The sequence below is a fragment of the Roseateles violae genome, from assembly GCF_030410485.1.
In the GTDB taxonomy this organism is placed as follows: Bacteria; Pseudomonadota; Gammaproteobacteria; order Burkholderiales; family Burkholderiaceae_C; genus Roseateles_D; species Roseateles_D violae.
Map to the genome: position 1 here is coordinate 134,208 of NZ_JAUHHC010000005.1, position 19,765 is coordinate 153,972.

Sequence of the window (19,765 nt, forward strand, 5' to 3'; positions counted from 1 at the left end):
AGCTCGAGGACATGGTGGAGGACGGCTTTCGCAATATTGCCGAGCTGCTGCGCGAGCATGCCGCTGCCCGGCCCGAGCTGCCGGCACTGGTGCAGGACGGGCAGGCGCTCAGCTATGCCGAGCTCGACGCGCTGGTCGACCGCATCGCCGCGGCGCTGCAGCGCGAGGGCCTGGCCCCCGGCGATGCGATCGCGCTGAGCGGGCTGTCGACGCCGCGCCAGGCGGCCGTCTTCCTTGGCGCCCTGCGCGCCGGCGTCGTCGTCGCGCCGCTGGCCGCCTCGAGCACGCCGGCCGACTTCGCCGCGATGCTGGCCGATGCGCAGGCGCGGCTGATCTTCGTCGACGCCAGCGCCGCCGCCCTGGTGCCGGCGGGCCGGCGCACGATCGCGCTGGACGACCCCGACTTCGAGGCCTGGCTGGCGCCGCCGGGCAGCCGGCCGCAAGACGTGACCCTGAGGCCCGAGGCGCCGTTCAACATCATCTATTCCTCCGGCACGACCGGCACGCCCAAGGGCATCGTGCAGCCGCATGGCATGCGCTGGATGCATGTACAGCGCGGCGCCAAGTACGGCTATGGGCCCGGCAAAACGACCCTGCTGTCGACGCCGCTGTACTCGAACACGACCCTGGTCGTGTTCTTCCCGACCCTGGCCTTCGGCGGCACCGTGGTGCTGATGAGCAAGTTCGAGGCCGGCGCCTATCTCGATCTGGCCGAACGGCACCGCGTCACGCACACGATGCTGGTGCCGGTGCAGTACCGGCGCCTGCTCGCGCATGCGGACTTCGACCGCCACGAGCTGAGCGCCTTCGAGATCAAGTTCTGCACCAGCGCGCCCTTCCCGGCCGAGCTGAAGGCCGAGGTGTTGCGGCGCTGGCCGGGCGGCCTGGTCGAGTTCTACGGCATGACCGAGGGCGGCGGCACCTGCATCCTCGAGGCGCATCTGCACCCGGACAAGCTGCACACGGTCGGCCGGCCCAGCGAGGGCCATGACATGCGGCTGATCGACGAGGCCGGCATCGAAGTGGCCGCGGGCGAGGCGGGCGAGGTCGTCGGCCATTCTCCGGGCATGATGAGCGGCTACCACGGCCAGCCGGAGAAGACGCGCGAGGCCGAATGGTTCGCGCCCGACGGCCGGCGCTTCATCCGCACCGGCGACATCGGCCGCTTCGACACGGATGGCTTTCTGATCCTGTTCGACCGCAAGAAGGACATGATCATCTCGGGCGGCTTCAATATCTACCCCAGCGATCTGGAGGCGCAGCTGCGCCGGCACCCGGCCGTCGCCGATGTGGCCGTGGTTGGCGTGCCCAGCGAGGAATGGGGCGAGACGCCGGTCGCCTACGTCGTCCACGCGGCTGGCGACGCAACGCCCGACCCCGAGCTGCGCGCCTGGCTCAATGCGCGCGTCGGCAAGACCCAGCGCCTGGCCGATCTGCGCAGCATCGAGGAACTGCCGCGCAGCGCGATCGGCAAGGTGCTCAAGCGCGAACTCAGAGACCGCTACAAAAAGGAGACGCAAGCATGAAGCGCCGTGATTTCACGCTGGGCCTGGGAGCGCTCGCCGCGCTGCCGAACGCGTTCGCGCAGCAGGCGGCCTGGCCGGCCAAGCCGGTGCGCGTGATCGTCCCCTACCCGCCCGGCGGCTTCACCGACGTGACCGCGCGGCTGATCGCGCAGAAGCTGCAGGAGCGCCTGGGCCAGTCCTTCGTCGTTGACAACAAGCCGGGCGCGAACAGCGTGATCGGCGTCGACGCGCTGGCCAAGTCGCCGGCCGATGGCTATACCTTGGCCGTGGTCATCGCCGCCTACGCGGCCAATACCAGCCTCTATCCGAAGCTGCCCTATGACCCGGCCCGGGACATCGCGCCGGTCTCGCTGATCGGCCAGTCGCCGCTGGTGGCGGCCGTCAACAACGAGGCGCCGTTCAAAAGCGCCGCCGAGCTGATCGCCTATGCGAAGAAGAACCCCGGCAAGATCAGCTTCGGCTCCAGCGGCAACGGCTCGGCCGCGCACCTGAGCACCGAGCTGCTGAAATCGCTGACCGGCAGCTATATGGTGCACATCCCCTACCGCGGCGCGGCCGCCGCGCTGACCGATCTGATGGGCGGACAGATCCAGCTCTTCCTCGACGCCGCATCCGGGCTGATCAATCCGGGCAAGAGCGGCCGCGTGCGCCTGATCGGCGTGGCCAGTGAAAAGCGCCTGCCTTCCTTGCCGGACGTGCCGACCTTCATCGAGCAGGGTGTTGCCGGCTTCACCGGCAGCACCTGGGCCGGCATCCTGGCGCCGGCCGGCACTCCGGCCGATATCGTCAGGAAGCTTGCTGACGAGGTCCACGCGATCGTGCGCACCGACGAGGTCCGCGGCAAGCTCGAAGCCATGGGCACGATCCCGGTCGGCGGCACGCCGGCCGAATTCGGCGCCTTCATCAATGCCGAGACGGCCAAATGGGGCAAGGTGATCCGCGAGGCGAAGGTCCAGGTCGACTGAAGGTCGATCAGGTCTTCGCCGGTCGCGTGCCCGTCAGCGCGGCATAGAGGCCCAGCGCGAAATAGACCGCGGCCGCTACATAGCGGCCCATCCGCGCCGCGCCCTGCGCCGAACGCAGGGCCGGTGCCAAAGTCGCGGCAAGCAGCACATAGCCGGCGTCGCTGATCGCCGCCACCGCGACGAAGACGGCACTCAAGGCCAGCGCCTGCAGCACCGGGCTGGCCGTCGGCTGCATGAACTGCGGCAGAAAGGCCGCAAAGAACAGCGTGGTCTTCGGGTTCAGCAACGCCACCAGAAAGCCCTGGCCCAGTACCCGCCAGATGCCCGTGGTCACAGGCTCGCTCCTCTGTTTGGATGGGTCGGCTCGCAACGCCTGCAGGCCCAGATAGCAGAGATAGGCCGCGCCGGCATAGCGGACCGCATCGAAGATGGTCGCCGACGCGCTCAGCAGCGCCGCCAGGCCGATCGAGGCGGCCGCGGCATTGCCGAAATTGCCCAGCGCCACGCCAGCGACCGAGGCCAGGCCGGACGCCCGGCCCTGGGCCAGCGTGCGGGTGACGATATAGACCACGCCCGGCCCCGGCGTGAGGGCCAGGATCAGCGAGGCGAGCAGAAAGGCCAGCAGCAGCGGCGCGGGCGGCAGCAGTTCGATCATGGCGGCGCCTCCGAAGGCTTCAGAAGTGGATGCCCTTCATCATCTGCTGCAAGGCGATCGCCTCGGCCGAGAGCTGCGGCTTGCCGCCCTTGGCGCCCTGGGCGGCGTCGCTGTCGGGGAACATGCGGAAGCTGGTGTTCATTACGATCTGGGCAACGCGCGGCACCAGCGCATGCAGCAGCTCGCCGGTGATGCCCAGGCGGGTGGCGATGCGCACCGGCTTGGCGATGCAGGCCTGGGCGATCATGTCGGCCGCCTCCTCGGGGCTCAGGGTCGGCACATTGTTGTAGATCTTGGTCGGCGCGATCATCGGCGTGCGCACCAGCGGCATATTGATGGTCGTGAAGGTCAGCCCCAAGTCGGCGTATTCGCTCGACGCGCAGCGGGTCCAGGCGTCCAGCGCGGCCTTGCTGGCCACATAGGCCGAGAAGCGGGGCGCATTGGTCAGCACGCCGATCGAGGAGATGTTGACCACATGGCCACGCCGCTTGGCGACCATGCCGGGCAGCAGGCCCATGGTCACGCGCAGGCAGCCGAAGTAGTTCAGCTGCATCGTGCGCTCGTAGTCGTGGAAGCGGTCGTAGCTGGACTCGATCGCGCGGCGGATCGAGCGGCCGGCGTTGTTGATCAGGAAGTCGACGCCGCCGAACTGCTCGGCCAGCCAGGCGACCATCTCGGCGCAGCTCTGCTCGTTGGCGATGTCGGCCGAGTAGCTGTGGATCTGCGCCTGCGGCCCGGCGTGGGCGCGGATCTCGGCCACCGCCTCCTTCAGCTTGACCTCGTCGCGCGCGCAGATCACCGTGATCGCGCCGGCCTCGGCGAATTTCTTGGCCGCCGCCAGGCCGATGCCCGAGGAGCCACCGGTGACCAGCACCACCTTGCCGCCGCAGGCGCCCTTCAGGCTGCGGTCGATCAGCAGCGCCGGGTCGAGGTGACGCTCCCAGTAGTCCCACAGCCGCCAGGCGTAGTCCTGCAGATTGGGGCAGGCAATGCCTGAGCCCTTCAGCGCGGCTTCCGTCTCGCGGCAGTCGAAGCGGGTCGGGTAGTTGATGAAGGTCAGCATGTCCTCGGGCAGGCCCAGGTCCTTCATCACCGCATTGCGGATGCGGCGCACCGGCGCCAGCGCCATCAGGCCTTTCTTGACACTCTTCGGGATGAAGCCCATCAGCGCCGCATTGACGAACAGGCTCATCTTCGGCGCATGGGCCGCGCGGCTGAAGATGTCCAGCACGTCGCCGACGCGGTAGCCGACCGGGTCGACCAGATGGAAGCAGCCGCCGCTTTTCTTCTGCTGGTGGCTGATGTGGTCCAGCGCGGCCACGACGAAGTCGACCGGCACGATGTTGACGCGCCCGCCCTCCAGGCCGATCGCCGGCATCCAGGGCGGCAGGATCTGGCGCAGGCGCTGGATCGGTTTGAAGAAGTAGTAGGGGCCGTCGATCTTGTCCATCTCGCCGCTGCGCGAATCGCCGACGACCATGGCCGGGCGGTAGACGGTCCAGGGCTTTCTGCACTCCTTGCGCACGATCTTCTCGCTCTCGTGCTTGGTCATGAAGTACGGATGGTCCAGCCCTTCCGCCTCCTCGAACATATCCTCGCGGAACACGCCCTCGTAGAGGCCCGCGGCGGCGATGGAGGAGACATGGTGCACATGGCCGGCATCGATCGCCTGCGCGAATTCGACCATCGCCCGCGTGCCCTCGATATTGACGGCGACCTGCGACTCCTCGTCGGCCGCGAGGTCGTAGACGGCGGCCAGGTGGTAGAGGTGATCGATCTGACCCTTGAGCGCCTTGATCTGCTCGGCGGCGACGCCCAGCTTCTTCGCCGTCAGATCGCCGAAGACCGGAATCGCGCGCGCCTTGCCGACGCCCCAGAACTCCAGCAGCTCCGGCAGCTTGTCGCGGCTTTCCTCGCGCAGCAGGAAGTAGACGGTGCTGCCGCGGCGCCCGAGCAGGCTCTTGACCAGGCGCTTGCCGATGAAGCCGGTGGCACCGGTGACGAAATACTGCATGACTGTCTCCTGTGGATCTGCTTTCTTCCCGCACGATTCTTGACCAGCCGCCCGCGCGCCTCGCTGCGCGCTTTCCCCAAGGTGACGGTAGAGCCTGCTCACTAGGAATCGGCGCGCTGCGGCGGCCTGCGCGCCCTATAGTCTGGCCACCACCCACCCAAAGGACGGACGACATGGTCAAGAAGCTTCAAAAGATGGCCGCCAAGAAGAAGAGCAGTGACAGCGACGGCCTGTTCGGCGGCGCGCTGCCGGCCGGTCTGCTGGACAGCCAGCTGGCCCAGAGCGTCAAGGACTCGGCCCAGCAGATCTGGGCCGCGGGCCTGGGCGCCTTCGCCAAGGCGCAGGGCGAGGGTGGCAAGGTCTTCGAGGCCCTGGTCAGCGAAGGCCAGAAGCTGCAGAAGAAGACCCAGTCGGCCGCCGAACAGAAGCTGGGCGCGATGGCCAGCAAGATGAGCGGCATGGCCGGCGAGGTCGGCAACAAGGCCGGCCAGCAATGGGACAAGCTCGAAACCCTCTTCGAGGACCGCGTCGCCAAGGCGCTGAAGAGCCTGGGCGTGCCGAGTGCCGCCGACATCGACGCGCTGATCGAGCGCATCGACGCGTTGAGCGCGGCGATCGGCGTCAAGGCGCCGGCGGCCAAGAAGACCGCCGCCAAGCCGGCCGCGAAGAAGAGCCCTGCCGCGAAGAAGAGCAGCGCGGCCAAGCCCGCCGCCAAACCCGCGGCAAAGGCGGCCACCAAGCCGGCGGCCAGGAAGGCCGCGGCGAAGAAGAGCGGCAAGGCCGGCGCCGCGCCCGCCCTGCCCTGAACTGATCCGTTTTGACGACGAAGAAGACGACGAAGCAGCAGCGCGCGACGGGCACCCAGCAGCGCCGGCCCAGGATAGGCCTGGCCCTGGCCGGCGGCGGCCCGCTGGGCGCCATCTACGAGATCGGCGCGCTGTGCGCGCTGGAGGAAGCGATCGCCGGCCTGGACTGCTGCGATTGCGAAGGCTATGTCGGCATCAGCGCGGGCGGCTTCATCGCCGCCGGCCTGGCCAACGGCCTGAGTCCGCGCCAGCTGTGCGCCGCCTTCATCGACGGCAGCGCCGCGCCGGCCGAGCGCTTCGAGCCGGCCCGGCTGCTGCAGCCGGCCTGGGACGAATTCGGCCAGCGCGCCAGGCGCCTGCCCGCGCTGCTGGCCCGCGCCGGCTGGGACAGCCTCGTCAAGCGCCGCTCGCTGCTGGCCGCGGCTGAACGGCTGGGCCGAGCGCTGCCGACCGGCCTGCTGTCCAGCGAGGCGCTGGCCGCGCAGTTGCGACGCCAGTTCGAGCAGCCCGGCCGCAGCGATGATTTCCGCCAGCTGAAGCGCCGCCTGGTGCTGGTCGCCACCGATCTGGACAGCGGCGAGGCCGTGCCCTTCGGCATGCCGGGCCGCGACCATGTGCCGATCTCGCGCGCGGCCCAGGCCAGCGCGGCGCTGCCGGGCCTGTATCCGCCGGTCGAGATCGAGGGCCGCCACTATGTCGACGGCGCGCTGAAGAAGACCATCCACGCCTCCCTGCTTCTCGACGAGGGCGTCGACCTGCTGATCTGCCTGAACCCGCTGGTGCCCTACCGGGCCGAGGCCTCGGCCCCCATTCCCAGCCTGGTCGACGGCGGCCTGCCCCTGGTGCTGAGCCAGACCTTGCGTTCGCTGATCCGCTCACGCCTGGAGCTGGGCCTGCGCGGCTACGAGAACAGCCATCCGGACACCGACATCCTGCTGTTCGAGCCCGATCCCGGCGACGCCGAGATCTTCATGGCCAATACCTTCAGCTACTCGAAGCGCCGCCATCTGGCCGAACATGCCTACCAGGCCACGCGCGCGGCGCTGCGCGAGCGCGCGCCGCGCCTGCGCGAGCAGCTGGGCCGGCATGGCCTGGCCCTGCGCGAGGAGGTGCTGGCCGACGCGAGCCGGCGCCTGCTGAGCAGCCCCGCGCCGACGCGCACCGAGGCCGCGCTGCAGCGGCTGCGCGCCGACCTCGATCGGCTGGAAGCCGCTTACGCCAGATAACGCGCCTGCAGATGGGCGCGGAAATGCGCCGGGTTCAGCGTCTCGCCGCTGGCGCGGCGGACCAGCTCCGGCGTGGTCCAGCGGCTGCCCTGGCTCCAGATGTTCTCGTTCAGCCAGCCGAACACCGGCGCCAGATCGCCGGCGGCGATGCGCGCATCCAGATCGGGCAGCGTACGCCGCATGCTCGCGAAGAACTGCGCCGCATACATCGCGCCCAGCGTGTAGCAGGGGAAGTAGCCGAACAGGCCGGCGCCCCAGTGCACGTCCTGCATGCAGCCGTCCTTGTAGTTGCCGCGCGTGTCCAGGCCCAAGAGCTCCATCATCTTGGCGTCCCACAGCGCCGGGATGTCCTCGCACTCGATCTGGCCCTCGATCAGCGCGCGCTCGATCTCGTAGCGCAGGATGATGTGGGCCGGGTAGGTCACCTCGTCGGCGTCCACGCGGATATAGCCGGGGCTCACGCGCGTCAGCAGGCGATGCAGATTGGCCGCCTCGAAGGCCGGTTGCTCGCCGAGGTGCTTGACCAGCAGCGGCTGCAGCAGCGCGGCAAAGGCCGGATGACTGCCCAGCTGCATCTCGAAGGACAGGCTCTGGCTTTCGTGCAGACCCATCGAGCGCGCGGCGGCCAGCGGCTGGCCCAGCCATTCGCGCGGCAGGTTCTGCTCGTAGCGGCCGTGGCCGGTCTCATGGATCACGCCCATCAGGCTGGGCAGGAAGGAGTCCTCGCGGTAGCGCGTGGTCATGCGCACGTCCTCGGGCACGCCGCCGCAGAAGGGATGCGCGCTCTCGTCGAGGCGGCCGGCCTCGAAGTCGAAGCCCATCAGCCGCATCGCATCCAGGCCCAGCGCACGCTGCGCCTCCTTGGCGAACGGGCCCTGCGGCTGCAGCGTCGTCTCGCTCTGCTGGCGCGCCCGCACCTCGCGGATCAGGCCCGGCAGCCACTGGCGCAGGTCGCCGAACACGCGGTCGACTTCCGTCGCGCGCATGCCCGGCTCGTACTGGTCCATCAGCGCGTCGTAGAGCGACAGGCCGCTGCTCTCGGCCAGCAGCCGCGCTTCCTCGCGGGCCAGGCGCACGACCTCGCGCAGGTTCTCGACATAGCCGGCCCAGTCATTGGCCGGGCGTTGCTCGCGCCAGGCATGCTCGCAGCGCGAGTTGGCCAGGCTCTTGGCCTCGACCAGGCTTTGCGGCAGCGCGTTCGAGGCGCGCCAGACGCGGCCCATCTCGCGCAGATTGGCGCGCTGCGCCTCGTCCAGCGCCTCGCCCTCGGCGCGCGCCAGCAGTTCCTTCAGCGCCGGCTCGGTCGCCAGCTGGTGCATCAGCCCGCCCATCTCGGCCAGGGCCAGCGAGCGCGCCTCGTTGCCCTTGGCCGGCATATTGGCCGACTGGTCCCAGGAGGCGATCGCCTGCAGATGGGCGAGGTGATGCAGGCGGCGGTGGCGCTGCTGCAGATCTTCGTAGGCGCTGGTGGCGGCGTTGCTCATGGCGATGGCGAGGCGGGTTCGGAAAGCCGCCATTCTCGCCGCTGGCCGGGCCGCTGCGAAATTCAGCCCGGCTTCAGGCCACCAGCCGCTCGGCGACCCACAGGCCGAACGTCGTCATCAGCAGATAGCGCAAGAACTTGCCGATGGCCATATAGCCGACGCAGGGCCAGAAGGGCAGGCGCAGCCAGCCGGCGACCGCGCACAGCGGATCGCCGACGATGGGCAGCCAGCTCAGCAGGCAAGCCCTGGCCCCGAAGCGCTGCAGCCAGACCAGGGCCTTGGCCTCGGTCGGCGCGTGGTGCGTGGCGCGCTCGTAGACGCGCTCGGCGCCATAGCCCATCCACCAGCTGATCGCCCCGCCCATCGTGTTGCCTATCGTCGCGACGACGATGGCCGGCCAGAACAGGCTGGGATCGGCCTTGACCAGCAGGAACACCGCCGGCTCGGACCCGAGCGGCAGCAGGGTGGCCGAGACCAGGGCAATGATGAAGACGCTGGGCAGACCCACCTTGGGCAGCGCCAGGGTGGCCAGCAGGCCTTCGATCAGCGACTGCAGATAGGCTTCCATCGGCGCGATTATGGAGGGACCGCGCGGCGCTTAAAGGTATACTTCTGCCTCTTTTTTGAGCAGCCTCGACCTTCTCTTTGATGCCGTCCGCCGTGAAGATTGGCCCCTACGAATTGCCGAACAATCTGTTCGTGGCGCCGATGGCCGGTGTCACCGACCGGCCGTTTCGCCAGCTCTGCCGCCGCCTGGGCGCCGGCTATGCGGTCAGCGAGATGGTGACCTCGCGCAAGGATCTTTGGCACAGCCTGAAGACCTCGCGCCGCGCCAACCACGAGGGCGAGGCGGCGCCGATCGCCGTGCAGATCGCCGGCACCGACGCGCAGATGATGGCCGAGGCGACCCACTACAACATCGGCCGCGGCGCGCAGATCATCGACATCAATATGGGCTGCCCGGCCAAGAAGGTCTGCAACAAATGGGCCGGCTCGGCACTGATGCAGGACGAGCCGCTGGCGCTGCAGATCATCGCGGCCGTTGTCGAGGCTGCGCGCGCGATGGGCGATGTGCCGGTGACCCTGAAGATGCGCACCGGCTGGTGCGAGAGCGAGAAGAACGCGGTACGCCTGGCGCTGGCCGCGCAGGAGGCCGGCGTGGCGATGGTGACCGTGCACGGCCGCACGCGCGAGCAGGGCTACAAGGGCAGCGCCGAATACGCGACGATTGCCGCGGTCAAGGCGGCGCTGCGCATCCCGGTCGTCGCCAACGGCGATGTCGATTCGCCGCGCAAGGCCCGCGAGGTGCTGGCGCTGACCGGTGCCGACGCGGTGATGATAGGCCGCGCGGCCCAGGGCCGGCCCTGGATCTTCCGCGAGACCGCGCATTTCCTCGCCACCGGCGAAGAGCTGCCGGCGCCGACCGTGCGCGAGGCGGCCGACTGGCTGGTCGAGCATCTGCACGACCACTACAGCCTCTACGGCGAGCTGACCGGCATGCGCAGCGCGCGCAAGCACATTGGCTGGGCCGTGCGCGGCCTGCCCGGCGGCGAGGCCTTCCGCCAGCAGATGAATCTGCTGGAAAGCAGCGCGGCCCAGGTTGAGGCGCTGACGCGCTGGTTCGAGGAGCTGGCCGCGCAATACGAGCGGCTGCCCTATCTGGAGGCGGTGGCGGCCAATGACGACGACAACGAAGAAGAACCAACAAAGAAAAGAGAGGCCTGAGGCATGACCCCGAAACCGATCGAGCAATGCGTGCGCGAGAACCTGGAAGCCTATTTCCGCGATCTCGACGGCGAGGAACCGCATTCGATGCACGAGATGCTGATCAGCCTGGTCGAGAAGCCGCTGCTGGAGGTCGTGATGGCCAAGGCCCAGGGCAACCAGAGCAAGGCCGCCGACTGGCTGGGCATCAACCGCAACACGCTGCGCCGCAAGCTGACCGAGCACAAGATGCTCTGACCGAATTCGAAACCCACCGAGAACCCCCATGTCGCAACTGACCGCCCTGATCTCCGTGTCCGACAAGACCGGCATCGTCGACTTCGCCCAGGCCCTGCACGGCCTCGGCGTCAAGCTGCTGTCCACCGGCGGCACCGCCAAGCTGCTGGCCGATGCCGGCCTGCCGGTCACCGAGGTGGCCCAGCACACCGGCTTCCCGGAGATGCTGGACGGCCGCGTCAAGACCCTGCACCCGAAGATCCACGGCGGCCTGCTGGCACGCCGCGACCTGCCCGAGCATGTGGCCGCGCTGAATGAGCATGGCATCGCCACGATCGACATCCTGGCCGTCAATCTCTACCCCTTCGAGGCCACCGTCGCCAAGCCCGGCTGCACGCTGGAGGACGCGATCGAGAACATCGACATCGGCGGCCCGGCGATGGTGCGCAGCGCGGCCAAGAACTGGAAGGACGTGACGGTGTTGACCGACGCCGGCCAGTACGCGCAGGTGCTGGAAGAACTGAAGAGCGCCGGCAGGACCAGCGACAAGACCCGTTTCGCCTGCAGCGTCGCCGCCTTCAACCGCATCGCCCAGTACGACGCCGCGATCAGCAACTACCTCAGCGCGATCAACGAGGACGGCTCGCACAGCGCCTACCCGGCGCAGATGAACAGCAGCTTTGTCAAGGTGCAGGACCTGCGCTATGGCGAGAACTCGCACCAGAGCGCGGCGCTCTACCGCGACCTCTACCCGGCGCCCGGCTCCCTGGTCACCGGCAAGCAGCTGCAGGGCAAGGAACTCAGCTACAACAATATCGCCGACGCCGACGCGGCCTGGGAATGCGTGAAGAGCTTCGAGGCACCGGCCTGCGTGATCGTCAAGCACGCGAATCCCTGCGGCGTCGCCGTCGCGGCGACGGCCGCCGAGGCCTATGCCAAGGCCTTCAAGACCGACCCGACCAGCGCCTTCGGCGGCATCATTGCCTTCAACCGCATCGTCGACAAGGCGGCGGCCGAACTGGTCGTCAAGCAGTTCGTCGAGGTGCTGATGGCGCCCGGCTTCACGGACGAAGCCAAGGCCATCTTCGCGCCCAAGGCCAATGTGCGCCTCTTGCAGATCGAGCTGCCGCCGGGCGGCGCCACGCCCTGGCTGCAGGGCCGCAATCACGGCGACAGCAAGCGCGTCGGCTCGGGCCTGCTGCTGCAGACGGCCGACAACCACTTCCTGAAGAAGGAAGACCTGAAGATCGTCACCACCCTGCAGCCCAGCGCGCAGCAGCTCGACGACCTGCTGTTCGCCTGGACCGTCGCGCAATACGTGAAGAGCAATGCGATCGTGTTCTGCGGCGAGGGCATGACCCTGGGCGTCGGCGCCGGCCAGATGAGCCGCATCGACTCGGCCCGCATCGCATCGATCAAGGCCGAGAACGCGCAGCTGAGCCTGAAGGGCTCGGCCGTCGCCAGCGACGCCTTCTTCCCCTTCCGCGACGGCCTCGACGTGCTGGCCGATGCCGGCGCCAGCTGCGTGATCCAGCCGGGTGGCTCGATGCGCGACGAGGAAGTGATCGCCGCCGCCAACGAGCGCGGCATCGCGATGGTCTTCACCGGCGTGCGCCACTTCCGCCATTGAGCGTCGGCGCGCGGCCCGCGATTAGGGCCGGCGCTCTAGCCGGGGGCCAACACGCTTGGCCCGCCCCGTCATTGCGGTTAGCCTCGACGCAGATGATGACGGAGACGATTTGATGAGACGACGCGGCCTGCTGAAGCTGGGCCTTGGCGCCACCGTGCTGCTGGGCCTTGCCGGCGGCGGCCTGGCCCTGCTGAAGCCCGGCCTGGGCAAGGACGGCCATCTGAGCGCCGAGTCGCGCGCGCTGCTGGGCGCGGTCGCGCTGGCGCTGATGGACGGGCTGTGGCCCGCCGACGCGCTAGCGCGCGAGGCCGATCTGGCCCGCTATCTGGACCGGCTCGACGGCAGCATCGCCGGCCTGCCGGCAGCGCTGCGCGGCGATCTCTCGCAGCTGCTCTCGCTGCTGGGCAGCAGCGGCGGCCGGCTGGCCCTGAGCGGCCTGGCCGCCGACTGGAGCCGCGTGCCGACCACCGAGCTGCAGGCGGCGCTCGACGCGATGCGCGTCTCCGGCAGCGACACGCGCCAGCAGGTCTATCGCGCGCTGCGCGATCTCGGCTGCCTGGTCTTCTTCGCCGAGCCGGCCCATGCGCGGCTGGCCGGCTATCCGGGCCCGCGAGAAATTCCATGACCAACAACAGCATCCCCGACCCGATCCGCGAGGGCCTGGCGCGCGGCTGGCATGTCTTCGGCGGCGCGCAGCCGGCGGCCGCCCCCGCGCTGGACTGCGATGTCGCCATCATCGGCAGCGGCGCCGGCGCCGGCATCACGGCCGAGCTGCTGGCCAAGGCCGGGCTCGCCGTCGTCATCGTCGAGGAAGGCCCGCTGCGCTCCAGCTCGGACTTCCACCAGCGCGAGGACCAGGCCTATTCGACGCTGTACCAGGAGGCCGGCGGCCGCAAGACGGCCGACCAGGCGATGCCGGTGCTGCAGGGCCGCTGCGTCGGCGGCTCGACCACGGTCAACTGGACCGGCTCCTTCCGCACGCCGGCCGACACGCTGGCCTACTGGGCCCGGCATTTCGGCCTGGAGGACTTCAACCCGGCGGCGATGGCGCCCTGGTTCGAGCAGGTCGAGCGGCGGCTCGGCATCGCCGAATGGCCGACCGCGCCGAACGAGAACAATGCGGTGCTGCGCCGCGGCGCGGCCAAGCTGGGCCTGGCCGCGGCGACCATGCAGCGCAACGTCAAGGGCTGCTGGAACCTGGGCTCCTGCGGCCTCGGCTGCCCGACCAATGCCAAGCAATCGATGCTGGTGACGACCATCCCGGCCGCGCTGGACCTGGGCGCCCGCCTGCTCGTGCAGACGCGCGCGCAGAAGTTCGAGCTGAAGGAGGGCGCGGTCGACGCGCTGCGGTGCCAGCCGGTCGCGCTCGACGGCGCGGTCAGCGGCGCCGAGATCCGCATCCGCGCGCGCCACTATGTGCTGGCCGGCGGCGCGATCAATTCGCCGGCCCTGCTGCTGCGCTCGGGCGCGCCCGATCCGCATGGGCTGCTGGGCAGGCGAACCTTCTTGCATCCGACCGTCGCCAGCCATGCGCTGTTCGAGCAGCCGGTGCAGGGCTGGGCCGGCGCGCCGCTGAGCGTCTATTCCGATCATTTCCTGCGTACCCAGCCTGTCGATGGGCCGATCGGCTACAAGCTGGAGGTGGCACCGGTGCACCCGGCCTTCGCGCTGACCAATCTGGGCGGCCTGGGCGCGACACTGGCCGAGCGCGCGCGCAGCCTGCCGAATGCGCAGCTGATGATCGGCCTGCTGCGCGACGGCTTCCATGCCGAGTCGCCCGGCGGCAGCGTGGCACTGCGCGGCGACGGCAGCCCGCAGCTGCACTATGCGCTGAACGACTACCTGCTGAGCGGCGTGCGCCGCGCCTATCTGAGCATGGCCGAGATCCAGTTTGCCGCCGGCGCACAATCGGTGCGGCCGGTGCACGAGCAGGCGGCCGACTACAAGAGCTGGCAGGAGGCGCGCGCGGGCATCGCGCGGCTGGACATGCGGCCCTATCTGGCCACCGTCGGCAGCGCCCATGTGATGGGCGGCTGCAATCTGGCGGCCGATTCGGCGCGCGGCGTCGTGCGGCCGGACGGCCGGCATTGGCAGCTGGCCAATCTGTCGGTGCACGATGGCTCGCTGTTCCCGACCAGCATCGGCGCGAATCCGCAGCTGAGCGTCTACGGCATGGCCGCCAGGCTGGCCAGCGGGCTGGCGCGCGAATTGAGCGGCAGGTCGGTGACGCTGGCCTGAGGTCGGCCTGGGGGATCGACCGATGGCCGCGCCGCGCGGCGCAGGGATAATCGCGCCATGTCTCTAGCCGATCTCATGGGTCCGCTGCTGGCCGGCCTGGCGCGCCTGATCACCGGCGCCCAGGGCCATTGGAAGGGTTGTCCCCCGACCAGTGACCAGCGCATCTACTTCGCCAACCACCAAAGCCATTTCGACTGGGTCCTGATCTGGGCCGCGCTGCCGCGCGAGCTGCGCACGATCACCCGGCCGATCGCCGCGCGCGACTACTGGACCAGCAGCAAGCTCAAGGGCTGGCTGACCGCCGCCGTCTTCAATGCGATCTATGTCTCGCGCACGCGCAGCACGCCGGACGAGGATCCGCTGGAGCCGCTGATCGATGCGCTGGGCAGCGGCGACTCGCTGGTGATCTTTCCCGAGGGCACGCGCTCGAACAAGGGCGAGCCGCAGCCCTTCAAGGCCGGCCTTTTCCACCTGGCCGAGCAGTTCCCGAATGTGCAGCTGATCCCGACCTGGATCGACAACGTCCAGCGCGTGATGCCCAAGGGCGAGGTCGTGCCGGTGCCCATTCTGTGCACGGTGACCTTCGGCGAGCCGCTGCAGCTGCAGCCGGGCGAGGACAAGCGCGCCTTTCTGGAGCGCGCCCGTAACGCGGTGATCGCGCAGCGGCCGGTCGTGGAGCGCGCCTGATGAGATCGCTGCGTTCCCTGGCCGCCAACGAGCAGATCGCGCTGCTGTTCCTGATCCTGTTCGGCCTGCTGATCCTGATCAGCATCGGCGGCACGCTTTATTCGCTGAAGGAGCGCGAACCCAGCCAGCGCCGCGACGACAACTGGCGCCAGTTCCGCCGCGACCTGAAGGCGATCTGGGTCGGCTCCTGCCTGTTCTGGGCCGCCTGGATCTCGGGCCCCGTCGGCGCGACCCTGCTGTTCGGCGTCTTCTCCTTCCTGGCGCTGCGCGAGTTCATCACCCTGATGCACACCACCCGCGCCGACCACCGCAGCCTGATCCTGGCCTTCTTCGTGCTGCTGCCGCTGCAGTACGTGCTGGTCGGCACGCGCCGCTTCGACATCTTCAGCGTGCTGATTCCGGTCTACGGCTTTCTCGCCATTCCGGTCGCCAGCGCCTTGGCCGGCGATCCGCGCCACTATCTGGAGCGCAATGCCAAGATCCAGTGGGGCATCATGGTCTGCGTCTACGGGCTCTCGCACGCGCCGGCCCTGCTGCTGCTGGACTTCAAGGGCTACGAGGGTCGCGGCGCCTTCCTGCTCTTCTTCCTGGTGATGGTGGTGGGCGTCGGCCAGATCGTCCAGCAGGTCGTCAGCCGCTCGCAGCGGCGCCGCCCGGTCGCGCGCCGCATCAGCCGCAGCTTCTCGCTGCAGTCCTGGTGGATCGGCGTGCTGGCCGCCGGCCTGACCGGCGCGCTGCTGTACTGGATCACGCCCTTCAAGGCCGGCCAGGCGCTGGTGATGGCCATCATCGCATCGGCCAGCGGCATGATGGGCGGGCTGGCGATGAAGGCGCTGAAGCGCGATGCCGGCGTCGTCTACTGGGGCAACCGCAGCTCGATCACCGGCGCGATCGGCCTGCTCGACCGCGTCGCGGTGATGTGCTTTGCCGCGCCGGTGTTCTTCCATTCGGTCCGCTGGTATTTCAAGGCAAGCATCTGATGCGCATACTCGGTATCGATCCTGGTCTACAGACAACGGGCTTTGGTGTCATCGACGCCGAGGGCCCGCGGCTCGCCTATGTCGCCAGCGGCACCATCAAGACCAGCGCGGTTGCGGCCGGCGATCTGCCGGCGCGGCTGAAGATCCTGTTCGACGGCGTGCGCGAGGTCGTCGCGCGCTACCAGCCGCAATGCGCGGCGGTCGAGATCGTCTTCGTCAACGTCAATCCGCAATCGACCCTGCTCTTGGGCCAGGCGCGCGGCGCGGCGCTGACCAGCCTGGTCTCCTGCGATCTGCCGGTGTCGGAGTACACCGCGCTGCAGATGAAGAAGGCCGTGGTCGGCCACGGCCATGCGAAGAAGGAGCAGGTGCAGGCCATGGTCAAGCGCCTGCTGAATCTGCCCGCCGAGCCCGGCAAGGATGCGGCCGATGCGCTGGGCCTGGCGGTCATGCATGCGCATGCCCGCGTGTCCTTCGACGCGATGAGCCGCAGCACGACGCTGCAGCGGCGCCAGCACGCGCAGTTCCGCGGCGGCCGCACCTACTGATCGATCTGCAGGAGGCAAGCGATGTTCGGCATTGCAGACTACGGCGCCTTTGTCATCGCCATCATCGTCTTCCTGGCCATTCCAGGCCCCGGAAATCTGGCCCTGATCTCGTCCACCGGCAAGGGCGGCCTGCGCGGCGGCCTTGCCGCGACGCTGGGCGTGATCGCCGGCGATCAGGTGCTGATGTGGCTGGCCGTGGCCGGCGTCGCCGCCCTGCTGGCCGCCTACCCGGCCGCCTTCGCCGCCGTGCAGTGGCTGGGCGCCGCCTATCTGGCCTGGCTGGGCCTGAAGATGCTGCTGGCCAAGCCGGGCAGCGGCCCGGTGCTGGAGATCCGGCCGCGCCAGTATTTCCAGCAGGCGCTCTTGATCACCTTGCTGAACCCCAAGGCCATCGTCTTCTACATGGCCTTCTTCCCGCTCTTCGTCGACCCTGCCCGGCATCTGGGCCTGCCGACCTTTGCCGCCATGGCCGCGACGATCGCGGCCCTGACCTTCGCCTACGGCCTGATCGTCACCCTGCTGACCCTGCATCTGGCCGCAGGCCTGAAGCGAAACCCGGCCATTTCCCGCGCACTCGAGAAGCTGGCCGGGCTGGTGCTGATCGGCTTCGGGATCAGGCTGCTGCTGTCGCGCTGAACGCTCGCCCCGGCAGCGGCGGCGCCGGTTATGCCCGCCGCTCAAGACGGAATGCGGCGCGCACGCGACGTTTTCGATAATCGCCGCCATGTCGCCGCTGCTGCTGCTTGCCTTCGTTCTTGCCTATTTCGTCCTGCTGCTGATCGTCGCCTGGCTCAGCTCGCGCGGCGCCGACAACGAGAGCTTCTTCATCGGCAACAAGAGCAGCCACTGGATGCTCGTCGCCTTCGGCATGATCGGCACCTCGCTGTCGGGCGTCACCTTCATCAGCGTGCCGGGCGCCGTGGGCGCCACCGCCTTCAGCTATTTCCAGATCGCGCTGGGCCAGTTCATCGGCTACTTCGTCATCGCCTATGTGCTGCTGCCCTTGTACTACCGGCTCAATCTGAGCTCGATCTACGTCTTCCTGCGCGGGCGCCTGGGGCCGCGCGCCTACCAGACCGGCGCCGGCTTCTTCATGGTCTCGCGCACCCTGGGCGCCACCGCGCGCCTCTACCTGGTCGTCAAGATCCTGCAGGAGCTGATCCTCGAGCGCCTGGGCCTGCCCTTCTGGCTGACGGCGCTGGTGATCCTGCTGATGATCCTGGCCTACACCTTCGAGGGCGGCGTCAAGACCATCGTCTGGACCGACACCTTGCAGACCAGCGGCATGCTGCTGGGGCTCGTGATCTGCGTCGTCTACCTGCTGCGCGGGCTGGACCTGAGCCTGGGACAGAGCCTGCGCGAGCTCGACGCGGCCGGCCTGTCGACGATCTTCGTCGGCGACCCCAACAGCCGCTTCTTCTTCGCCAAGCAGATCCTGGCCGGCATCTTCATCAGCATCGCGATGACCGGCATGGACCAGGAGATGATGCAGAAGAACATCTCGGTCAGGCGCCTGGCCGATTCGCAGAAGAACGTGATCACGCTGAGCCTGATCATGCTGGTCGTGGTGCTGCTCTTCCTCTTCCTGGGCGGGCTGCTGCAACTGTTCGCAACGCAGCAGGCCATGGCCGAGCGCGGCGACCAGCTGTTTGCCGCCGTGGTGCTGGGCCATCTGCCGGCCTGGGTGCAGCTGGTCTTCGTGCTGGCGCTGATCTCGGCGCTGTTCCCGAGCGCCGACGGCGCCATCACCGCGCTGACCTCGAGCTTCTGCATCGACCTCCTGGGCCTGCAACGCCGCCAGGACTGGAGCGAGGCGAAGAAGACCGCCGTCCGCCGCCGCGTGCACCTGAGCTTCGCCGCCGTCTTCCTGCTCCTGGTGCTGGTGTTCCGCTGGGTCGACAACCCCAGCATGATCGGCCTGATTCTGAAGCTGGCCGGCTATACCTATGGACCGCTCTTGGGCCTGTTCGCCTTCGGCCTGCTGACCCGGCGCCAGCCGCGCGACGGCTGGGTGCCGCTGGTCGCGATCGCCGCGCCGCTGCTGTGCTGGCTGATCGACAGCCGCCAGCGCGCCCTGTTCGGCGCCTACGAGATCGGCCTGGAGCTGCTGCTGCTGAACGGTGCGCTGACCTTCGCCGGCCTCTGGCTGATCTCGTCCCGGCCTCAGCGCGCCAGCCTGGCGTCCAGCTCGGCCAGGCTCTGAACGGCCATCACGCGATCCGCCTCGGGCAGCCGCGCCAGCAGGGCCGCCATCTGTTCGCGCGCCTGCCGGGCCAGGGCCGGATCACGCCCGGCATGGGCGGCGCGCGCGATCGCCTCGTGGGCGAAGAAGCGCTCGAAGGCGTCGGCGCCCTGCTCTTCGCAGATCCGCAGGCATTGCCTCGCATGGGCCAGCGCCTGTTCGGCCCGGCCGGCCGCCGCGGCGCACAACGCCAGCTGCCATTCGGCGCGCTCGCGCTCGAGCCAGCCACCGGCGTGCGTCCAGGCCGCCAGCGCCAGCGCGGCCGCATCCAGCATCAGCGTGTCGTAGTCGGCGTCGCCGCCGCGGTGGTAATAGCGCAGATCGCCGGCCACATTATTGGCGAGCGCGGCCAGGGCCTTCTGCGCGGCGGCATCGTTGCCGGCCTCGCCGGCCTGTGCCTGGGCGGCGTCGAGCAGGCGCCGCGCCCCGGCCAGATCGCCGCGACGCGTGCGCGCCAGCGCCGCGTTGTAATGCGCACGCACCCGCTCGGCCGGCGCCAGGTCTTGCCAGAGCGGCGATTCGCCGGCCGTCAGCGAAAGCGCCGCCGCGATGCGCTGCAGCGCCGGCCGCAGCGCCGCCCGTTCGGGCAGGGCCGCCAGCAGCTCGCGCAGGGCCGCGCCATCGGCCAGATGACCCAGCAGCACATGCTCGGCCGTGCGCAGCAGCGCCAGCAGCTCCTCGTCACCGGCCTTGGCGGTCAGCGACAGCGCCTCGGCCAGCGTGGCGGCGGCCGCGGCGGGCTGCTCAGCATGCTGGTCGAGCGCGCGGTTAAGCAAATCCTGCATGGGGCGACTCCCGTCCGGACTGGCCCGGACCCGGGGCG

At 69.2% G+C, this 19,765-nt stretch carries 19 protein-coding genes; 14 read left to right on the forward strand and 5 right to left on the reverse strand.

The features are described from left to right. Positions 1-11: 11 nt before the first annotated feature. The gene (locus QWJ38_RS18225; protein WP_290360544.1) at positions 12-1,526 is read left to right on the forward strand and encodes a class I adenylate-forming enzyme family protein; all 1,515 of its coding nucleotides are present in this window, start codon (positions 12-14) and stop codon (positions 1,524-1,526) included. Next, the gene (locus QWJ38_RS18230; RefSeq protein ID WP_290360545.1) at positions 1,523-2,491 is read left to right on the forward strand and encodes a tripartite tricarboxylate transporter substrate binding protein; all 969 of its coding nucleotides are present in this window, start codon (positions 1,523-1,525) and stop codon (positions 2,489-2,491) included. The genes QWJ38_RS18225 and QWJ38_RS18230 overlap by 4 nt, the downstream gene beginning before the upstream one ends. Before the next feature lie 7 nt (positions 2,492-2,498). On the opposite strand, the gene QWJ38_RS18235 is transcribed toward QWJ38_RS18230, so the two are convergent. Both QWJ38_RS18235 and QWJ38_RS18240 read right to left on the reverse strand, forming a co-directional pair. Continuing rightward, a complete protein-coding gene (locus QWJ38_RS18235) occupies positions 2,499-3,146 on the reverse strand; it encodes a LysE family translocator (RefSeq protein ID WP_290360546.1) in 648 nt (215 codons plus the stop codon). Between the two features lie 19 nt (positions 3,147-3,165). After that, positions 3,166-5,160: an SDR family oxidoreductase gene (locus QWJ38_RS18240; RefSeq protein WP_290360547.1), complete on the reverse strand. Its 1,995-nt coding sequence runs from the start codon at positions 5,158-5,160 to the stop codon at positions 3,166-3,168. A 173-nt stretch (positions 5,161-5,333) separates the two neighbouring features. On the opposite strand from QWJ38_RS18240, the gene QWJ38_RS18245 reads away from it, so the two are divergent. Continuing rightward, positions 5,334-5,966 carry a phasin family protein gene (locus QWJ38_RS18245; RefSeq protein ID WP_290360548.1) on the forward strand — a complete coding sequence of 211 codons (633 nt, stop codon included), beginning with the start codon at positions 5,334-5,336 and terminating at the stop codon, positions 5,964-5,966. An 11-nt stretch (positions 5,967-5,977) separates the two neighbouring features. Continuing rightward, positions 5,978-7,192, forward strand: a complete 1,215-nt coding sequence (locus QWJ38_RS18250) for a patatin-like phospholipase family protein (RefSeq protein ID WP_290360549.1) — start codon at positions 5,978-5,980, stop codon at positions 7,190-7,192. On the opposite strand, the gene QWJ38_RS18255 is transcribed toward QWJ38_RS18250, so the two are convergent. After that, positions 7,180-8,676: a carboxypeptidase M32 gene (locus QWJ38_RS18255; protein ID WP_290360550.1), complete on the reverse strand. Its 1,497-nt coding sequence runs from the start codon at positions 8,674-8,676 to the stop codon at positions 7,180-7,182. The genes QWJ38_RS18250 and QWJ38_RS18255 overlap by 13 nt on opposite strands. A gap of 73 nt (positions 8,677-8,749) precedes the next feature. Then, entirely contained in the window at positions 8,750-9,244 is a 495-nt protein-coding gene (locus tag QWJ38_RS18260) for a YqaA family protein (RefSeq protein ID WP_290360551.1), read from the reverse strand. 92 nt (positions 9,245-9,336) lie between these two features. Between QWJ38_RS18260 and dusB the strand changes: the two genes are divergently transcribed. From dusB to QWJ38_RS18310, 10 genes are all read left to right on the forward strand, one after another. After that, positions 9,337-10,401, forward strand: a complete 1,065-nt coding sequence (gene dusB / locus QWJ38_RS18265; RefSeq protein ID WP_290360552.1) for a tRNA dihydrouridine synthase DusB — start codon at positions 9,337-9,339, stop codon at positions 10,399-10,401. Positions 10,402-10,404: 3 nt separating this feature from the next. Continuing rightward, positions 10,405-10,638, forward strand: a complete 234-nt coding sequence (locus QWJ38_RS18270; RefSeq protein ID WP_290360553.1) for a Fis family transcriptional regulator — start codon at positions 10,405-10,407, stop codon at positions 10,636-10,638. Positions 10,639-10,666: 28 nt separating this feature from the next. After that, positions 10,667-12,247 carry a bifunctional phosphoribosylaminoimidazolecarboxamide formyltransferase/IMP cyclohydrolase gene (gene purH, locus QWJ38_RS18275; RefSeq protein ID WP_290360554.1) on the forward strand — a complete coding sequence of 527 codons (1,581 nt, stop codon included), beginning with the start codon at positions 10,667-10,669 and terminating at the stop codon, positions 12,245-12,247. Between the two features lie 112 nt (positions 12,248-12,359). After that, complete coding sequence (locus QWJ38_RS18280; protein WP_290360555.1) at positions 12,360-12,872, forward strand: hypothetical protein; 513 nt, start codon at positions 12,360-12,362, stop codon at positions 12,870-12,872. Further along, positions 12,869-14,485, forward strand: coding sequence for a GMC family oxidoreductase (locus QWJ38_RS18285; protein WP_290360556.1), 1,617 nt, complete (start codon positions 12,869-12,871; stop codon positions 14,483-14,485). The genes QWJ38_RS18280 and QWJ38_RS18285 overlap by 4 nt, the downstream gene beginning before the upstream one ends. A 57-nt stretch (positions 14,486-14,542) precedes the next feature. Next, the gene (locus QWJ38_RS18290; protein ID WP_290360557.1) at positions 14,543-15,172 is read left to right on the forward strand and encodes a lysophospholipid acyltransferase family protein; all 630 of its coding nucleotides are present in this window, start codon (positions 14,543-14,545) and stop codon (positions 15,170-15,172) included. Further along, on the forward strand, positions 15,172-16,152 hold the full coding sequence (locus tag QWJ38_RS18295) for a phosphatidate cytidylyltransferase (RefSeq protein WP_434064003.1): 981 nt from the start codon (positions 15,172-15,174) through the stop codon (positions 16,150-16,152). Before QWJ38_RS18290 ends, QWJ38_RS18295 begins: the two co-directional genes overlap by 1 nt. Beyond that, the gene (ruvC, locus tag QWJ38_RS18300) at positions 16,152-16,700 is read left to right on the forward strand and encodes a crossover junction endodeoxyribonuclease RuvC (RefSeq protein WP_290360558.1); all 549 of its coding nucleotides are present in this window, start codon (positions 16,152-16,154) and stop codon (positions 16,698-16,700) included. The genes QWJ38_RS18295 and ruvC overlap by 1 nt, the downstream gene beginning before the upstream one ends. Positions 16,701-16,721: 21 nt before the next feature. Next, positions 16,722-17,336 carry a LysE family translocator gene (locus QWJ38_RS18305; protein ID WP_290360559.1) on the forward strand — a complete coding sequence of 205 codons (615 nt, stop codon included), beginning with the start codon at positions 16,722-16,724 and terminating at the stop codon, positions 17,334-17,336. Between the two features lie 88 nt (positions 17,337-17,424). Continuing rightward, positions 17,425-18,903 carry a sodium:solute symporter gene (locus QWJ38_RS18310; protein ID WP_290360560.1) on the forward strand — a complete coding sequence of 493 codons (1,479 nt, stop codon included), beginning with the start codon at positions 17,425-17,427 and terminating at the stop codon, positions 18,901-18,903. On the opposite strand, the gene QWJ38_RS18315 is transcribed toward QWJ38_RS18310, so the two are convergent. After that, positions 18,864-19,727 carry a hypothetical protein gene (locus tag QWJ38_RS18315; RefSeq protein ID WP_290360561.1) on the reverse strand — a complete coding sequence of 288 codons (864 nt, stop codon included), beginning with the start codon at positions 19,725-19,727 and terminating at the stop codon, positions 18,864-18,866. The two genes, QWJ38_RS18310 and QWJ38_RS18315, sit on opposite strands and share 40 nt — an antisense overlap. Positions 19,728-19,765 lie beyond the last annotated feature (38 nt).